The organism is Tepidimonas sediminis, assembly GCF_007556605.1.
Taxonomy (GTDB): domain Bacteria; phylum Pseudomonadota; class Gammaproteobacteria; order Burkholderiales; family Burkholderiaceae_C; genus Tepidimonas; species Tepidimonas sediminis.
In genome coordinates this window covers 14898-30610 of the sequence record NZ_VJND01000009.1, presented here as the reverse complement: position 1 = coordinate 30610, position 15713 = coordinate 14898, and the positions used below count along the sequence as shown (strand labels likewise).

Sequence of the window (15713 nt, the reverse complement as noted above, 5' to 3'; positions counted from 1 at the left end):
CGGCGGCCACGCCGCGCGCGCCCCTCAGCCGTGCAGCCGCGAGTGGCGCGGCAGGTGCGCCATCAGGAATTCCATCTGGTCGGCCAGGATGCGCCGGTTGCGCAGGATGAAGTCCTCCCAGAGATTGGGGACATAGGGCGCGTACAGCAGCGGCATGCGCGCCTGCTCGGGGGTGCGGTTGCCCTTGCGATGGTTGCAGGCGCGGCAGGCGGTGACCACGTTCATCCACTGGTCGCGCCCGCCCTGCGCCAGCGGCACGATGTGCTCGCGCGTCAGCTCGCGCTCCTCGAACCGCTGACCGCAGTAGGCGCACATCTGCCGGTCACGTGCGAACAGCTTGGCGTTGGTCAGGCTCGGCACGACGTCGAACGGGTTGATCTGGCTGTGCCCGCGCGTGCCGATGATGGCGTGCACGTCCACGCGCGTCTGCAGGCCGGTGCGCGCGTTGATGCCGCCGCGGAAGGTGGCGATGCAGCCGCCGGCGACCCAGCGCACGTCGCCGGCGGCGTAGTGCAGCACGGCCTGCTGCAGCGTCAGCCATGCCTGCGGCAGCCCGTGCGCGGTCAGCTTCAGCACCCTCATCGCTGTGTCATAGTAGCGCCCTTTGGCGGCCGTGTCGTGACGGCCGCCCGACACCCCGCCGCCGCGCATGAACATCGTCTACGGTCTGCACAACCTGCTGCGCCAGCCGCCACGGCCGCGCGCGCTGACGATCGGCAACTTCGACGGCGTGCACCGCGGCCACCAGGCGATGCTGGCCTTGCTGATCAACGAGGCGCGCCACCGCGGGCTGCCGGCCTGCGTGGTGACGTTCGAGCCGCACCCGCGCGACTTCTTCGCCGCCCAGCGGCGCCAGCCGCAGCTCGCCCCGGCGCGCATCGCCACGCTGCGCGACAAGCTGGCCGAGCTGCGCCGCTGCGGTGTGGACGAGTGCGTGATCCTGCCTTTCGACGCGCGGCTGGCGGCGCTGTCGGCCGAGGCGTTCGTCGACGACGTGCTGGTGCGTGCGCTGCAGGCGCGCTACGTGCTGGTGGGTGACGATTTCCGCTTCGGCGCCCAGCGCCGCGGCGACTACGCGCTGCTGGATGCGCTGGGCACGGCGCGCGGCTTCGACGTGGCGCGCATGCTCAGTTACGAGGTGCACGGCGTGCGCGTCTCCAGCTCCGAGGTGCGCGCGGCACTGGCCAGCGGCGACATGACCGGCGCCGCGGCGCTGCTGGGCCGGCCGTACGCGATCAGCGGCCACGTGGTGCACGGTCGCAAGCTCGGCCGCGCGCTGGGCGAGACGGCCGCAGGGCGTGGCGACGGCTTTCGCACGCTGAACCTGCGCTTCCAGCACTGGAAGCCGGCGGCCAGCGGCATCTTCGTGGTGCAGGTGCACGGGCTGGATCCGGCGCCCGGCGCAGCCCCGCTGCCCGGCGTGGCCAACCTGGGGGTGCGGCCGTCGCTCGATCCGCGCGACGTCAACGGCGGGCGCGTGCTGCTGGAGACGCACTGCCTGGAGTGGCCCGAGCGCGTGCGCCGGGCCCTGGCCGACGCGCCGGTCCCCGGCGAGGCCTACGGTAGAATCATCCGCGTCGAGCTGCTGCACAAGCTGCACGACGAACGCCGCTACCCGAGTCTGGACGCCCTGGCAGCCGGCATCGCCCAGGACTGCGCCGACGCCCGCGCCTGGTGGGCCGCCCATGGGCCCCGAGCCGCCCACCATGAAGCCTGACCGCACCCCCGCCGACGCGCGCGACGCGTCCTTGCCCGACTACAGCGCGACGCTGAACCTGCCCGAGACCCCGTTTCCGATGCGCGGCAACCTGCCGCAGCGCGAGCCGGGCTGGGTGCGCCAGTGGGAGGAGCAGGGCCTCTACCGGCGCCTGCGCGAGGCGCGCCGCGGCGCGCCGAAGTTCATTCTGCACGATGGCCCGCCGTACGCCAACGGCCGCATCCACATCGGACACGCGGTCAACAAGGTGCTCAAGGACATGATCGTCAAGGCGCGGCAGCTCGCGGGCTTCGACGCGCAGTACGTGCCGGGCTGGGACTGCCACGGCCTGCCGATCGAGAACGCGATCGAAAAGCTGCACGGGCGGGGGCTGAGCCGTGACGAGATGCAGGCCAAGGCGCGGGCGTTCGCCAGCGAGCAGATCGCGCTGCAGATGGCCGACTTCAAGCGGCTGGGGGTGCTGGGCGACTGGGAGCGCCCCTACCGCACGATGGACTTCCGCAACGAGGCCGAGGAGCTGCGCGCCTTCAAGCGCGTCATGGAGCGCGGCTTCGTGTACCGGGGCCTCAAGCCCGTGCACTGGTGCTTCGACTGCGGCTCGTCGCTGGCGGAGTTCGAGATCGAGTACGCCGACAAGCAGAGCCCCTCGCTGGACGTGGCCTTCCCGTGTGCCGAGCCGCAGCGGCTGCTGCAGGCGTTCGCCGCCGCCAGCCCGCTGCCGCACGCGGACCTTCAGGCGCTGGCCGAGCGGCCGATCCTGGCGGTGATCTGGACCACCACCGCGTGGACCATTCCGGCCAACCAGGCGCTCAACGTCAACCCCGAGCTGCCGTATGCGCTGGTGGAAACGCCGCGCGGCCTGCTGATCCTGGCCGAGGCGCTGGTGGAGCACTGCCTGCAGCGCTACGGCCTGCCGGGGCAGGTGCTGGCGGTGGCACCCGGGCGGGTGCTGGACCGCATCGCCTTCCGCCATCCGCTGGCGCACGTGCACCCGGGCTACGACCGGCTCTCACCCGTCTATCTGGCCGACTACGCCACCGCCGAGGACGGCACCGGCCTCGTGCACTCGGCGCCGGCCTACGGCGTGGAGGACTTCAACTCCTGCACCGCGCACGGGCTGGCGCTGGGCGACATCCTCAACCCGGTGCAGGGCAACGGCGTCTTCGCCGCCGAGCTGCCGCTGTTCGGCGGCCTGTCCATCTGGGAGGCGGTGCCGCGCGTCATCGAGACGCTGCGCGCGGCCGACCGGCTGCTGGCCACGCAGACCATCACGCACAGCTACCCGCACTGCTGGCGCCACAAGACACCGGTGATTTTCCGCGCCGCGGCGCAGTGGTTCATCCGCATGGACGCGCCGACCGAGGCCACGCGCGGCATCTTCGCCACCGACCCGGCGCCGCGCACGCTGCGCGAGATGGCGCTGGAGGCCATCGAGCACACCCGCTTCTATCCGGAAAGCGGCCGCGCGCGCCTGCGCGACATGATCGCGCACCGGCCCGACTGGTGCATCAGCCGCCAGCGCTCCTGGGGCGTGCCGCTGCCGTTCCTGCTGCACCGCGACAGCGGCGAGCCGCACCCGCGCACGCCGGAGATCATCGACCTGGCCGCCGACGTCATCGAGCAGGGCGGCATCGAGGCGTGGAGCAAGCTGTCGGTGGCCGACATCCTGGCGCGGCTGGGCGACGCCACCGACCCGGCGCTCTACGTCAAGAGCAGCGACATCCTCGAGGTGTGGTTCGACTCCGGCACCACGCACCACACGGTGCTCAAGGGCAGCCACGCCGGCGCCGGTCACGACGAGGGCCCGGAGGCCGACCTCTACCTCGAGGGGCATGACCAGCACCGCGGCTGGTTCCACTCCTCGCTGCTGACGGCCTGCGCGATGCACGGGCGCGCGCCGTACAAAGCGCTGCTCACGCACGGCTTCACCGTGGACGGCCAGGGCCGCAAGATGAGCAAGTCGCTCGGCAACGTCGTGGCCCCGCAGGAGGTCAGCGACAAGCTCGGCGCCGAGATCATCCGGCTGTGGGTCGCCGCCACCGACTACTCCGGCGACCTGGCCATCGACGACAAGATCCTGGCGCGCGTGGTGGACGCCTACCGCCGCATCCGCAACACGCTGCGTTTCCTGCTGGCCAACACGAGCGACTTCGATCCCGGCACCGACGCCGTGCCCGATGCGCAGCTGCTGGAGATCGACCGCTGGGCGCTGGCGCGCACCGCGCAGCTGCAGGCCGAGATCCTGGCGCACTACCACGACTACGAGTTCCACCCGGTGGTGGCGAAGCTCCAGGTGTTCTGCTCCGAGGACCTGGGCGCGTTCTACCTCGACGTGCTGAAGGACCGGCTCTACACCACGGCGCCGAAGTCGCTGGCGCGCCGCAGCGCGCAGACCGCCCTGCACCGCATCCTGCACGCCATGCTGCGCTGGATGGCGCCGTTCCTGTCCTTCACCGCCGAGGAGGCCTGGGCGCTCATCGGCCACACCCCGTCGATCTTCACCGAGACGTATCTGGCGCTGCCGACGCCGGAGGAGGCGCTGCTGGCCAAGTGGGCGCGCATCCTGCAGGTGCGCGACGCCGTCAACAAGGCCATCGAGGACGAGCGCGCCGCCGGGCGCATCGGGCCGTCGCTGCAGGCCGAGGTGACGCTGACGCTGCCGCCGGAGGATCACGCGCTGCTGGCCACGCTCGGCGAGGACGCGCGCTTCGTCTTCCTCGTCTCGGCGCTGACGCTGCAGCGCGGCGAGACGCTCGGGGTGAGGGTCACGCCCTCGCCCCACGCCAAGTGCGCGCGCTGCTGGCACTGGCGCGCCGACGTCGGCCACGACCCGGCGCACCCGCACCTGTGCGGCCGCTGCACGAGCAACCTGTACGGCGCCGGTGAACCGCGCCACGCCCCCTGACGCGCCGGGACCTGTCCGTCATGGCCAAGGCGTCGTCGCGCGGCATGCTGGTCTGGCTCGGGCTGGCCGCCGCCATCGTGCTGCTGGACCAGGCCACCAAGGCGCTGATCGTGGCGCTGTTTCGCCACGGCGAGGTGCTGCCGGTGACCAGCTTCTTCAACCTCGTGCGCGTGCACAACCCCGGCGCGGCGTTTTCCTTCCTGGCCGGCGCCGGCGGCTGGCAGCGCTGGCTGTTCCTCGGCGTCGGCCTGGCGGCGATCGCCTTCATCCTGTGGCTGCTGCGCGCGCACCATCAGCAGCGGCTGTTCGCGTTCTCGCTGGCGTGCCTGCTGGGCGGGGCACTGGGCAACGTGATCGACCGCGCGCTGCACGGCTACGTGGTGGACATGTTCGACTTTCACCACCGCTGGCTGGCGCCGCTGTTCGCCGGCGGGCACTATCCCGCCTTCAACGTCGCCGACGTGGCCATCACCACCGGCGCCATCGGCCTGATCGTCGACGAGCTGCGGCGGGTGCGCCGCAGCCGCTGAACGCGGCGGCCGGTGGTGCGGGCGCCACAGCGGCGCAGACGCGCACGCGGCGCGGCCGCGCCCTTGCGTAGAATGCCACCATGCCCAGTTCGTCCCTTCGCCGCCGCGCCGCCCGCTGTCTGCGAGGCGGCTCGCTGCTGGCCGCCCTGCTGGTCCAGGCGGCGGTGGCGCAGACGGTGCATTGCCATGTCGGCTGGGCCGGCGCCACGCGCGTCTTGGCGGTGCCGCCCAGCGCTGCCGACGAGGTGCCGGCGCCGCTGCTGGAGGGAGCCAGCCTCATCGTCGAGGTGGTCAACCGCCTGCCGCCGGCGCCGGGTGCGGGCGTCACGGTGCGCACGCTGGGGCGCTGGCAGGGTCAGCCGTACCTGCTGCACGAGGCGCACTACCTGCCCTCCGCCCCCGCGGTCGGGCCGCACGGCTTCACCGGCCTGCAGACGGTGCGCGAACCGACGCGCGGCCATCTGCTGACCTACTGGTGCGAGCACGCCCCGGCGGTGGCGGCGCGCTGAGCGCCGCGCGGGCGGGGCCGCCCGTCACGGCAGCAGCACGGTGGAACCGGTGGTCTGGCGCGCCTCCAGCGCCGCGTGCGCGGCGCGCACGTCCGCCAGCGCGAAGCGCTGCGCGATGTGGATGCGCACCTGACCGGACAGCACCGCGGCGAACAAGTCGTCGGCCATCGCCTGCGTGCGCTCGCGCGTGCGGATGTGCGTGAACAGCGTCTGCCGCGTCACGTACAGCGACCCCTTCGGCCCCAGCACCCCGGGCGAGAACGGCGGCACCGGGCCGCTGGCGTTGCCGAACGAGACCATCAGCCCGAACTCGCGCAGACAGTCGAGCGATCCCTCCCACGTGTCCTTGCCGACCGAGTCGTAGACCACCTTGACCCCCTGTCCGCGGGTGAGCTCGCGCACGCGGGCGACGAAGTCCTCGCGCCGGTAGTTGATGCAGACCTCGGCGCCGTGCCGCAGCGCCAGCGCGCACTTGTCGTCGCTGCCGGCGGTGCCGATCACGCGCAGACCCAGCGCCCGCGCCCACTGGCAGGCGATCAGCCCGACGCCGCCGGCGGCGGCGTGCAGCAGCACCCAGTCGCCCGGCTGCAGCCCCTCCACCGGGCGGCAGTGCCTGAGCAGGTACTGCGCGGTCAGCCCCTTGAGCATCATCGCGGCGCCCTGCTCGAACGACAGCCCCTCGGGCAGGCGCACGACGTTGGTGGCCGGCATCACGCGCACGTCGCAGTACGCCCCCGGCGGCTGCGCCGCGTAGGCCACGCGGGCACCGACGGCCAGGTGGTCCACGCCGGGGCCGACCGCCTCCACCACGCCGGCGCCCTCCATGCCCAGCCGCGCCGGCAGCGGCAGCGGGTACAGCCCGGTGCGGTGGTAGACGTCGATGAAGTTCAGGCCGATGGCGTGGTGGCGGATGCGCACCTCGCCCGGGCCGGGTTCGCCGACGGCCACCTCGGCCAGGCGCAACACCTCGGGGCCCCCGGTTCGGTCGATCAGCACGGCTCGGCTGCTGGGCATGGCGCAGGACTCCTCGTCGAAGATGGTGGTGAATCGGGGCGCATGGTGCCACAACCGGGCGGCACGCGCCGGCGCGGGGACGTCGCGCGGGCGTCCGGCGCGCGTCGGCCGGCTCGGCTACAGTGCGGGGGATGCCGCCGACGCGCTCCCCCGCCCTCACCCCCTCCACCATCGCGCTGCTGACCCTGGCCCCGCTGCTGTGGGCCGGCAACGCCATCGTCGGCCGCGTGGCCGCCCCGTGGATTCCGCCGATCACGTTCAACTTCCTGCGCTGGGTGCTGGCGGCGCTGCTGCTGCTGCCGCTGGCGGCGTGGGTGCTGCGCCCCGGCAGCGGGCTGTGGCGGCAGTGGCGGCGCTTTCTGCTGCTGGGCAGCCTGGCGGTGGCCGGCTACAACATGCTGCAGTACCTGGCGCTGCACACCTCCACGCCGCTCAACGTCACGCTGGTGGCCTCCAGCATGCCGCTGTGGATGATGCTGGTGGGACGGCTGTTCTTCGGGGCGCCGGTGCTGCGCCAACAGATGCTGGGCGCGCTGCTGTCGCTGGCCGGGGTGCTGACCGTGCTGGCGCAGGGGCGGCTGGACAACCTGCTGGCGCTGCGCTTCGTGCCCGGCGACGCGTGGATGCTGGCCGCGGCGCTGACCTGGGCCGGCTACAGCTGGCTGCTGACGCGCCGCGACGAGGACCCGGCGATCCGCGCCGACTGGGCAGCGTTTCTGCTGGCGCAGGCGGTGTTCGGGCTGCTGACGGCCGGCGTGCTGACCGCCGGCGAGTGGACGTGGCTCGCGCTGGCCGCGCCGGCCGACATGCCGACCGCGATCCGCTGGAGCTGGCCGCTGGCCGGCGTGCTGCTGTTCGTGGCGGTGGGGCCGTCGATCTTGGCCTACCGCGCCTGGGGCGCCGGCGTGCAGCGCGCCGGCCCGACGCTGGCCGGCTTCTTCACCAACCTGACGCCGCTGTTCACCGCGGTGATGTCCACGCTGCTGCTCGGCGAGCCGCCGCGCGGCTACCACGCCGCGGCATTCGTGCTGATCGTGGCTGGCATCGTGGTGTCGTCGCGGCGGTGATCGGCGGCACCCACCCGCGCCGTTCAGAACGTGCCCGGGAAGGCACCGCCGTCGAGCAGGATGTTCTGGCCGGTGAGATAGCCGGCGTGCACGCTGCACAGGAAGGCGCAGACGGCGCCGAACTCCTGCGGCGTGCCGAAGCGCCGCGTCGGGATCTGCGCCAGCTGCGCCGCGCGCACCTGTTCCAAGGTGCGGTGGCTTGCCTGCGCCGCCGCCTGCAGCGTGGCGCGCAGGCGGTCGGTGTCGAACTTGCCGGGCAGCAGGTTGTTGATCGTCACGCCGCGTGCGGCCAGTTCGCCGCGGGCCAGTCCGGCGACGAAGCCGGTCAGGCCGCTGCGCGCGCCGTTGCTCAGGCCCAGGATGTCGATCGGAGCCTTGACGGCGCTGGAGGTGATGTTGACGATGCGGCCAAAGCCGCGCGCGGCCATGCCGTCCACCGTGGCCTTGATCAGCTCGATCGGCGCCAGCATGTTGGCCTGCAGTGCCGCCAGCCACTGCTCGCGCCCCCACTGGCGAAAGTCCCCCGGTGGCGGCCCGCCGGCGTTGGTGACGAGGATGTCGACGTCGCGCCCCGGCGCGTCCGGCGCGCTCCACAGCGCGGCGCGCCCCTCCTCGGTGGTGACGTCGGCCGCCACCGCGACGATGCGGTTGGCGGCGCCGGGCGGCAGCTCGGCGCGCAGCCGCGCGGCGGCCTGCTGCAGCGCCTCGGCGCCGCGCGCGGCCATCACGACGTTGACCCCCTCCAGCGCCAGCGCCCGCGCGCATCCCCAGCCCAGCCCGCGGCTGGCGCCGCACACCAGTGCCCAACGTCCCGCAATGCCCAGGTCCATCGTCGCTCCTTCCTTCGACCCCGTCAGCGCGGCGCCGCATCGGCCCGGCTGACCCACAGCACCCCGGCCAGCACCAGCGCCGTGCCGGCCACGATCCACGCGTTGAACGGCTCGCCGAGCACCGCCACCCCCAGCGCCACGGTGGACAGCGGCCCGAGCAGCCCGGTCTGGGCGGTGAGGCCGGCGCCGATGCGCTCGATGGCCAGCATCACCATCACCACCGGCGCCGCGGTGCACAGCACGGCGTTGAGCAGCGACAGCCCCAGCACCGGCGCCGGCACCCACGCCGCCGCCAGCGGCCGCAGCAGCAGGAACTGCGCCAGGCACAGCGCGCAGGCCACGAGCGTGGCCAGACTCACCAGCCGCAGCGCCCCCAGGCGTCCGACCATCTGGCCGCTGTGCACCAGGTAGAGCGCGTAGCTGACCGCACTGGCCAGCACCAGCAGGCTGCCGACCACGGTGGCGCGGCCCTCGAACGAGACTTCGTGCCCGAACACCAGCAGCACACCGGCGTACGACAGCGCCATCGCGGCGGCCTGCCGCACCGTCACGCGCCGCCCGTGCAGCAGCCAGCCCAGCAGCAGCACCAGCGTCGGGTTCAGGTAGAGGATCAGGCGCTCCAGGCTCGCGCTGATGTACTGCAGCCCCCAGAAGTCGAGGAAGCTGGCGGCGTAGTAGCCGGTGAAGCCGAGCCACGCGATGCCGGCCCAGTCGCGGCGCGTCAGCGGCCGCGTGCCGGGCCGCCGCGCCGCCCACCACGCCATCGCCGCAAACAGCGGCAGCGCAAACAGCATGCGGTACATCAGCAGCGTGACCGCATCGACCCCGTGACGGTAGGCGAGCTTGACGATGATGGCCTTGCCGCTGAAGGCAATCGCGCCCCCTGCGGCCAGCAGCAGGCCGCTGCGGCGGCGCCGTGCCGCTGCCGCATGGGCCATGGGCTGGGGGGCTGCGGCAACGCTCATGGCTGCACCGGCCGCAGGCTGCGCAGCCACTGCGGCGCCGGCAGGCGCCAACGGGCGCGGATCACCTCGGCGCGTGCGGCCAGCCGATCGCGCGGCGGCCGCTGCGGCGTGCGCTGCGCCAGCACCACCGTGTTGCCTTCGCGCGTCGGACGGAACACCCACAGCGCCTCGGCCCCGAACGCCGCCGCCAGCGAGGCGAGCGACCGCCCGAAACTCGCACAGCGGCCAAACAGATTCACCGTCATGCAGCCCTGCGGCGTCAGCAGCGCGCGCACGTCGGCGTAGAAGGCCGCATCGTCCAGCACCGGCGCGGCGGCCTCGTGGTCGTAGAGGTCGACCTGCACGGCGTCGAAGCGGCCCTGCCACGGCGCGTGGCGCACCCACTCGGCGGCGTCGCCAACGATGACGCGCAGCCGCGGCCCGTCGTCCGGAAGGCGAAACCACGCCCGGCACGCCGTCACCACCTGGGGATTGAGCTCCACCGCGGTGGTGTCCATGCCGAGCCGCTGGTGACAAAAGCGCGTCAGCGCCCCGGCCCCCAGCCCCAGCTGCAGCGCGCGGCGCCGGCCGACGGTGTCGGGCTCGACGAACAGCAGCCAGGCCATCATGCGCTGCACGTACTCCAGCACGATCTGCGTCGGCTCGCGGATGCGCATGCTGCCCTGCACCCACGGCGTGCCGAGGTGCAGGTGGCGCACGCCGCCCTGCTCCGACAGCGTGACCTCGGGCAGACCGCCGGCGGCCCGGCTCATGTCGGATCCTCCCGGCTGGCCACCGCCACGGGTTCCTCGCCGTGGCGTGCCGGAACGTGGGCACCGGATCCGGCGGCAGGGACGACGCCCGGCCCGGTGTCGAGGGCGACGCCATCCTCCGAATCCGGCGACCAGCCCGCCAGCGGTACCCCGTGCGTGGCCAGCGCCTGCGCCCACGCCGCCAGCTTGCGCTGCAGCGTCCAGGAGGCGTTGGCCGGGCTGGTGGAGGGCACACGCTGCACCGCCACGCCGAGCGCGCGCGTGCGGCGCGCGTGGCGCCAGCTCTCGCCGCCGTTGTGCAGCACGGCGCGCAGCTGCGGACAGCGCCGGCGCAGCTGCGCGAGGTCGTTCGGCTCGGCCCGCTCGATCGCGCTGTCCAGGCTGCCGGCACGCACGCAGCGCGCGTAGACGTCCCACAGCCCGATGCCGTGCGCCAGCAGCACCGCCAGCCGCTGCTCATACGGCAGCGCGGGCAGCGGCAGGCCAAGCAGCCGCCCCAGGATCGGCCAAAACTGGTTGCGCGGATGCGCGTAATACTGCCGCGCCTGCAGCGAGGCCACGCCGGGAAAGCTGCCGAGCACCACCACCCGCGTGCGCGCATCCAGCACCGGCGGCAGGCCGTGCAGCCAGTCGGCCGCGCCGCTCATCGCCCGCCCTCCGCCGCGATCAGCGCGCCCAGCCGTGGCAGCGCCTGCGCCGCGTTGGCGGCGGTGGCGCGCGCCAGCTCGGCCGGCTGCAGCCCGCGCAGCGCCGCCAGCGTCGCGCCGATGCGTGGCAGCTCTGTCGGCGTGTTGCGCGGCATCGGGCGGCCCGCGGCCCGCTCGGCCGCCGGCACGTAGAGCCACTGCGGCGGGATGTCGGGCGCATCGGTCTCCAGCACCAGCGCCTGCAGCGGCAGCCCGGTCACCAGCCGGCGCAGCCGCTGCGCGGTGTCGAACGTGGCCGCGCCGCCGAAGCCGAGCCGGCAACCCAGCGCGAGCAGCGCCTGCGCCTGCTGCAGGCTGCCGTTGAAGGCGTGCGCGATGCCGCCCCCCACGGTGCGCCCGGCACGCGCCAGCGCCCGCAGCGCCGCCGTCACCGCATCGACGCTGCGGCGCACGTGCAGGATCACCGGCAGGCCGTGGCGCTGTGCCAGCTCCAGCTGCGCGCGCAGGAAGGCGAGCTGCTTGCCGCGCAGCGGCTCGGCGGCCAGTTCCGGCTCGAGGAAGTCGAGCCCGATCTCCCCCACCGCCACCAGCCGCGGGTCACCAGCCCAGCGCTCCAGTGCCTCCTGCAGCGCGGCGAGGTCGGCCTCGTCCGCCTCGGCCACGCACAGCGGGTGGATGCCGAGCGCGTACACGTCGCCCAGCTCGTGCGCCAGCGCGCGCACGCGCGCGAAGTCGGCCGCGCGCACCGCCGGCAGCACGCACCACGCCACCCCGGCGGCGCGGGCGCGCTCGCGCTCGGCCGCCGCCTCCGCGCCGAATTCCGGCGCATCGAGGTGGCAATGGGTGTCGATCCACATCGGGCACGCATTATCCGGCAGGCCCGCCATCGGCGCCGTTCGCACCGGTGACGCCGCCCGGCCGCTGGCCATCCGCACGGCGCTGCCGCTAAGATTGGCGCACGCCGCGGCCACCCCGGCGCGGCTTGTCCCGGCCCAACCCGATCCCGCCATGAACCGCATGCCCCACGCCAACCGCCGCCAGTTCGTCTCCCGCGCCGCCGCCGCCACCGCCCTGCTGGCGGCGCCGTGGCTTGCCCGCGCCGACAGCCGCACCATCAGGATCCTGGTCGGCTTTCCGCCGGGCGGCGGCACCGACGCCATCGCCCGTCTGCTGGCCGAGCCGCTGCGCGAGGCGCTGGGCGTGCCGGTGGTGGTGGAAAACCGCGCCGGCGCCGGCGGGCAACTGGCGGCGCAGGCGCTCAAGGCCGCCGCGCCGGATGGCACGACGCTGTTCCTGACGCACGACCACAGCGTCACCATCCTGCCACTGGTGATGCGCAACCCCGGCTTCGATCCGGTGCGCGACTTCGTCGCCGTCGGCGGCTTTGCCACCTTCGTCAATGCGCTGGCCGTCTCCGGCGGCACGCCGGCACGCTCGCTGTCGGAGTTCGCCCAGTGGGTGCGCGCCCAGGGCGGCAAGGCCGCGGTGGGCATTCCGGCGCCGGCCTCCGTGCCGCAGTTCCTCGTGCAGGTGCTGGCGCGCCAGCAGCGGCTCGACCTGGTGCCGGTGCCGTACCGCGGCAGCGCGCCGATGATGGCCGACATGCTCGGCAACCAGATTCCGGCCGGCGTCGGCTCGGTCCCGGACTTCATCGAGAACCACCGCGCCGGCAAGCTGCACGTGGTGGCGGTGATGGGGCGCCAGCGCCAGCCGGCGCTGCCGGACGTGCCCACGTTTGCCGAGCTGGGCATCGCCGGCTTCGAGGAGGTGCCGTTCTACGGCCTGTTCGCCCCCGCCGGCACGCCGGCGGCGACGCTGGCCCAGCTGGACGCCGCGCTGGCCAAGGTGGTGGCGCAGCCGGCGGTGCGCGAGCGCCTGACCGCCATGGGCCTCAACGTCGGCCACATGAGCGGCGAGCAGCTGGCCGCGCGCGAGCGCGCCTACCGCGAGGTGTGGGCGCGCATCATCCGCGACAGCGGCTTTCAGCCGCAGTGAGGGCCCGCCGCCGCGCGGGACGGCGGCCGAGGTCGCCCCGGCGAGGCGGGCCGGCCCGACCCGCGTGAACGGCCGTCGGACGCGAGGGCCGGCCGGGTCGGCCGCCGTCACGCCCCGTCGTCGCCGAGGAAGCCGCCGCCGCGCACGGTCAGCACCAGCGTGTCGCGCCAGCCCGGCTCGCCCTCGCGCAGCGGTTGGATCGGCGTGGTCTCGTGGATCACGCGCGCGTCGTCCAGCAGCAGCAGCGACCATGGCTCGGTCAGCGTGAAGCGCTGGCCGCGCGGGCCGTCGGCCTCGAAGACGCGGCTTTCGCCACCCTTGATGGCGTGGCGCGCCACGAGGAAGACGGCCACCACGTCGACGCCATCGCGGTGCGCGCCTTCCGGGGTCGGCCGGCCGATGCCGCCGGTGGTGTCGATGCGGAACGGATGCGCCTCCAGGAACCATGGCTGCGGCCCGCGCAGCGCGCCGGCCACCGCCGCCACGGCGGCGAGCAGGCGCGGCCAGGCGGGCTGGCCGGTCAGCGCGGGCGTGAGCGGCGCGAACCAGCGCCGCATGCCGCCGTGCAGCGCGTTGTATTCCACCGGCTGGTAGTGCGCGCGATGCGGCACCGGCAGCACCGCTTCGCCCTCGACGCGGTAGCAGCCGTGGCGACGCCGGCGGTAGCGTCCGCCGTCCCTCAGGTACTCGTCCGGCGGCAGGTCGTCCCACGCCGGCTCCAGCGCCCGCAGCGCCTCGGCCGTCAGGCCCAGCCAGGCGCGCACCCCGGCGGCATCCAGCACCGCGAAGCCCTGCGCGCGCAACGTGGGCAGGAGGTCGTCGGGTGCGGTGTACGGAGGCGCGAAGGTGGCGGTCATCGTGGCCGCGAGTGTAGCGGCCGCGCCCACCCCCGGGTCGACGCGGATGGACAGCGCGCCTGCGTTGCGCTAGCGTCCCTCTTGACATAAATCAAGACTGGAGGGTCGACGATGGCCACGATCCCGCACGAATCCGGCAACTCCGGCGCCACGCCGGCGCGCGAGTCGGTCTTCGATCTCGAGCTTGCTGACCTGCGCCCCGGCGATCCGCTGCGCTGGCTGGCGCGCGGCTGGGCGGACTTTCGCCGCTGTCCGCGCATCGGGCTGTTCTATGGCGCCTGCTTCGCGCTGATGGGGCAGGCCCTGTGGCAGGCGTTCCTGCACGCGCCGGCCTACGTGCTGGCGCTCAGCGCGGGTTTCCTGTTGATGGGGCCGTTCCTGGCGCTGGGGCTTTACCACGCCAGCCGCGCGCTGGAGCGCGGCGAGACCCCGTCGCTGCGCGCCTCGCTGGTGGCGTGGCGGCCGACGCTGTCCACCATGGCCATCTTCGGCGGCGTGCTGCTGATCCTGGAGATGCTGTGGGGCCGCGCGGCGATGGTGGTGTTCGCGGTGACGATGAACACCATGCCCTCCAGCAGCAACATGCTGGCCGCGCTGCTGAGCTGGGACAACCTCGAGTTCATCGTCAGTTACCTGGCGGTGGGAGCGATCTTCGCCGGGCTGATCTTCGTCAGCAGCGCGATCTCGATCCCGATGATCCTGGACCGCCAGACCGACGCGGTCTCCGCGGCGCTGACCAGCCTGCGCGCCTGCCTGGCCAACCCCGGCGTGATGCTGCTGTGGGGTGCGCTGATCACGCTGCTGTGCGTGGTGGCGATGGTACCGGCCTTCCTCGGCCTGCTGGTGGTGGGGCCGGTGCTGGGTCATGCCACCTGGCACGCCTACCGGCACATCGTGCCGGCCCCCAACCGGCCCGACCTCACGCGTTGACGTCCACCACCAGCCGGCCGCGCACGCGGCCGGCCAGCACGTCCGGCGCCGCCGCGATCGCCTCGGCCAGCGCGATGGTGCGCGCCAGCCCCTCGAGCGTGGCGTGGTCGACGTCCCGCGCCAGCCGCTGCCAGGCCGCCTCGCGCCGGGCGCGCGGCGCCATCACGCTGTCGATGCCGTAGAGCGTGACGCCGCGCAGGATGAACGGCGCCACCGTGGCCGGAAAGTCCAGCCCCTGCGCCAGCCCGCAGGCCGCCACCGCACCGCCGTAGCGGGTGCTCGCGCAGGCGTTGGCCAGCGTGTGGCTGCCCACCGCATCGACCACGCCGATCCAGCGCTCCTTCTGCAGCGGCTTGCCGGGGGCGGCGAGCGTGGCGCGGTCGATCACCTCCGCGGCGCCCAGCGCGCGCAGCCACGCCTCCTCCTGCGGCCGGCCGGTGCTGGCCACCACCCGGTGCCCGGCACGCGCCAGCAGCCGCACCGCCAGGCTGCCGACGCCGCCTGCGGCCCCGGTCACCAGCACGTCACCGCTGCCGGGCGCCACGCCCTGCGCGGCCCAGTGCGCCTCCAGCGCCTGCACGCACAGCGCGGCGGTGTAGCCGGCCGTCCCGATGGCCATCGCGTCCCACGGCGTCAGCCCTGCCGGCAGCGGCAGCAGCCAGTCGGCCTTGAGGCGCGCGCGCTGCGCCAGCCCGCCCCAGTGCACTTCGCCCACCCCCCAGCCGTTGAGCACCACCGCCTCACCGGGCCGGAAGCGCGGGTCTTCGCTCGCCTCCACGGTGCCGGCCAGGTCGATGCCCGGCACCATCGGGAACTGCCGCACCACCGGCGAGCGGCCGGTGATGGCCAGCGCGTCCTTGTAGTTCAGCGTCGAGTACGCCACGCGCACCGTCACCTCGCCAGCGGGCAGGCGGTCGTCCGTCAGCTCCGCCAGCGTGCAGCCGTAGCCGGCGTCGGTCTTGTCGATCAGCAGGGCCTTGAACACGGGAGCATCT

At 73.9% G+C, this 15713-nt stretch carries 15 protein-coding genes and 1 pseudogene; 7 read left to right on the top strand and 9 right to left on the bottom strand.

Annotated elements, in window-relative coordinates:
• Positions 1-24: 24 nt before the first annotated feature.
• On the bottom strand, positions 25-582 hold the full coding sequence (locus Tsedi_RS08035) for an HNH endonuclease (RefSeq protein WP_143895445.1): 558 nt from the start codon (positions 580-582) through the stop codon (positions 25-27).
• 67 nt (positions 583-649) lie between these two features.
• On the opposite strand from Tsedi_RS08035, the gene Tsedi_RS08030 reads away from it, so the two are divergent.
• The 4 genes from Tsedi_RS08030 (at position 650) to Tsedi_RS08015 (ending at position 5661) form a co-directional block, all read left to right on the top strand.
• Entirely contained in the window at positions 650-1717 is a 1068-nt protein-coding gene (locus Tsedi_RS08030; RefSeq protein ID WP_143895443.1) for a bifunctional riboflavin kinase/FAD synthetase, read from the top strand.
• A complete protein-coding gene (gene ileS, locus Tsedi_RS08025; RefSeq protein WP_143895442.1) occupies positions 1707-4622 on the top strand; it encodes an isoleucine--tRNA ligase in 2916 nt (971 codons plus the stop codon). Before Tsedi_RS08030 ends, ileS begins: the two co-directional genes overlap by 11 nt.
• Positions 4623-4642: 20 nt before the next feature.
• Complete coding sequence (lspA, locus tag Tsedi_RS08020) at positions 4643-5152, top strand: signal peptidase II (protein WP_185970613.1); 510 nt, start codon at positions 4643-4645, stop codon at positions 5150-5152.
• An 80-nt stretch (positions 5153-5232) separates the two neighbouring features.
• Positions 5233-5661: a hypothetical protein gene (locus Tsedi_RS08015; RefSeq protein WP_143895438.1), complete on the top strand. Its 429-nt coding sequence runs from the start codon at positions 5233-5235 to the stop codon at positions 5659-5661.
• A 24-nt stretch (positions 5662-5685) separates the two neighbouring features.
• On the opposite strand, the gene Tsedi_RS08010 is transcribed toward Tsedi_RS08015, so the two are convergent.
• Entirely contained in the window at positions 5686-6675 is a 990-nt protein-coding gene (locus Tsedi_RS08010) for a quinone oxidoreductase family protein (RefSeq protein ID WP_143895436.1), read from the bottom strand.
• 131 nt (positions 6676-6806) lie between these two features.
• On the opposite strand from Tsedi_RS08010, the gene Tsedi_RS08005 reads away from it, so the two are divergent.
• Complete coding sequence (locus Tsedi_RS08005; RefSeq protein WP_143895434.1) at positions 6807-7742, top strand: DMT family transporter; 936 nt, start codon at positions 6807-6809, stop codon at positions 7740-7742.
• A gap of 23 nt (positions 7743-7765) precedes the next feature.
• On the opposite strand, the gene Tsedi_RS08000 is transcribed toward Tsedi_RS08005, so the two are convergent.
• From Tsedi_RS08000 to Tsedi_RS07980, 5 genes and pseudogenes are all read right to left on the bottom strand, one after another.
• On the bottom strand, positions 7766-8572 hold the full coding sequence (locus Tsedi_RS08000) for an SDR family oxidoreductase (protein ID WP_143895432.1): 807 nt from the start codon (positions 8570-8572) through the stop codon (positions 7766-7768).
• Positions 8573-8595: 23 nt separating this feature from the next.
• Entirely contained in the window at positions 8596-9510 is a 915-nt protein-coding gene (locus Tsedi_RS07995) for a DMT family transporter (RefSeq protein WP_221934212.1), read from the bottom strand.
• A 23-nt stretch (positions 9511-9533) separates the two neighbouring features.
• Positions 9534-10289 carry a methyltransferase domain-containing protein gene (locus Tsedi_RS07990; protein WP_143895427.1) on the bottom strand — a complete coding sequence of 252 codons (756 nt, stop codon included), beginning with the start codon at positions 10287-10289 and terminating at the stop codon, positions 9534-9536.
• A gap of 146 nt (positions 10290-10435) precedes the next feature.
• Positions 10436-10936, bottom strand: a pseudogene (locus tag Tsedi_RS07985) (DNA-deoxyinosine glycosylase); the annotation flags it as partial.
• On the bottom strand, positions 10933-11793 hold the full coding sequence (locus Tsedi_RS07980) for a TatD family hydrolase (RefSeq protein WP_143895423.1): 861 nt from the start codon (positions 11791-11793) through the stop codon (positions 10933-10935). The pseudogene Tsedi_RS07985 and the gene Tsedi_RS07980, both read right to left, overlap by 4 nt.
• A gap of 160 nt (positions 11794-11953) precedes the next feature.
• Here Tsedi_RS07980 and Tsedi_RS07975 point away from each other — a divergent pair, with 160 nt between their 5' ends.
• Positions 11954-12931 carry a Bug family tripartite tricarboxylate transporter substrate binding protein gene (locus tag Tsedi_RS07975; RefSeq protein WP_143895602.1) on the top strand — a complete coding sequence of 326 codons (978 nt, stop codon included), beginning with the start codon at positions 11954-11956 and terminating at the stop codon, positions 12929-12931.
• Between the two features lie 107 nt (positions 12932-13038).
• Here Tsedi_RS07975 and Tsedi_RS07970 read toward each other — a convergent pair whose 3' ends face one another.
• Positions 13039-13788 (bottom strand): 2OG-Fe dioxygenase family protein, encoded by a 750-nt coding sequence (locus tag Tsedi_RS07970; RefSeq protein ID WP_143895421.1) that lies wholly within the window; start codon positions 13786-13788, stop codon positions 13039-13041.
• 111 nt (positions 13789-13899) lie between these two features.
• Between Tsedi_RS07970 and Tsedi_RS07965 the strand changes: the two genes are divergently transcribed.
• Positions 13900-14718, top strand: coding sequence for a DUF2189 domain-containing protein (locus Tsedi_RS07965; protein WP_143895419.1), 819 nt, complete (start codon positions 13900-13902; stop codon positions 14716-14718).
• Here Tsedi_RS07965 and acuI read toward each other — a convergent pair.
• Positions 14708-15703, bottom strand: coding sequence for an acrylyl-CoA reductase (NADPH) (gene acuI / locus Tsedi_RS07960; protein WP_143895417.1), 996 nt, complete (start codon positions 15701-15703; stop codon positions 14708-14710). The genes Tsedi_RS07965 and acuI overlap by 11 nt on opposite strands.
• Positions 15704-15713: the final 10 nt, after the last annotated feature.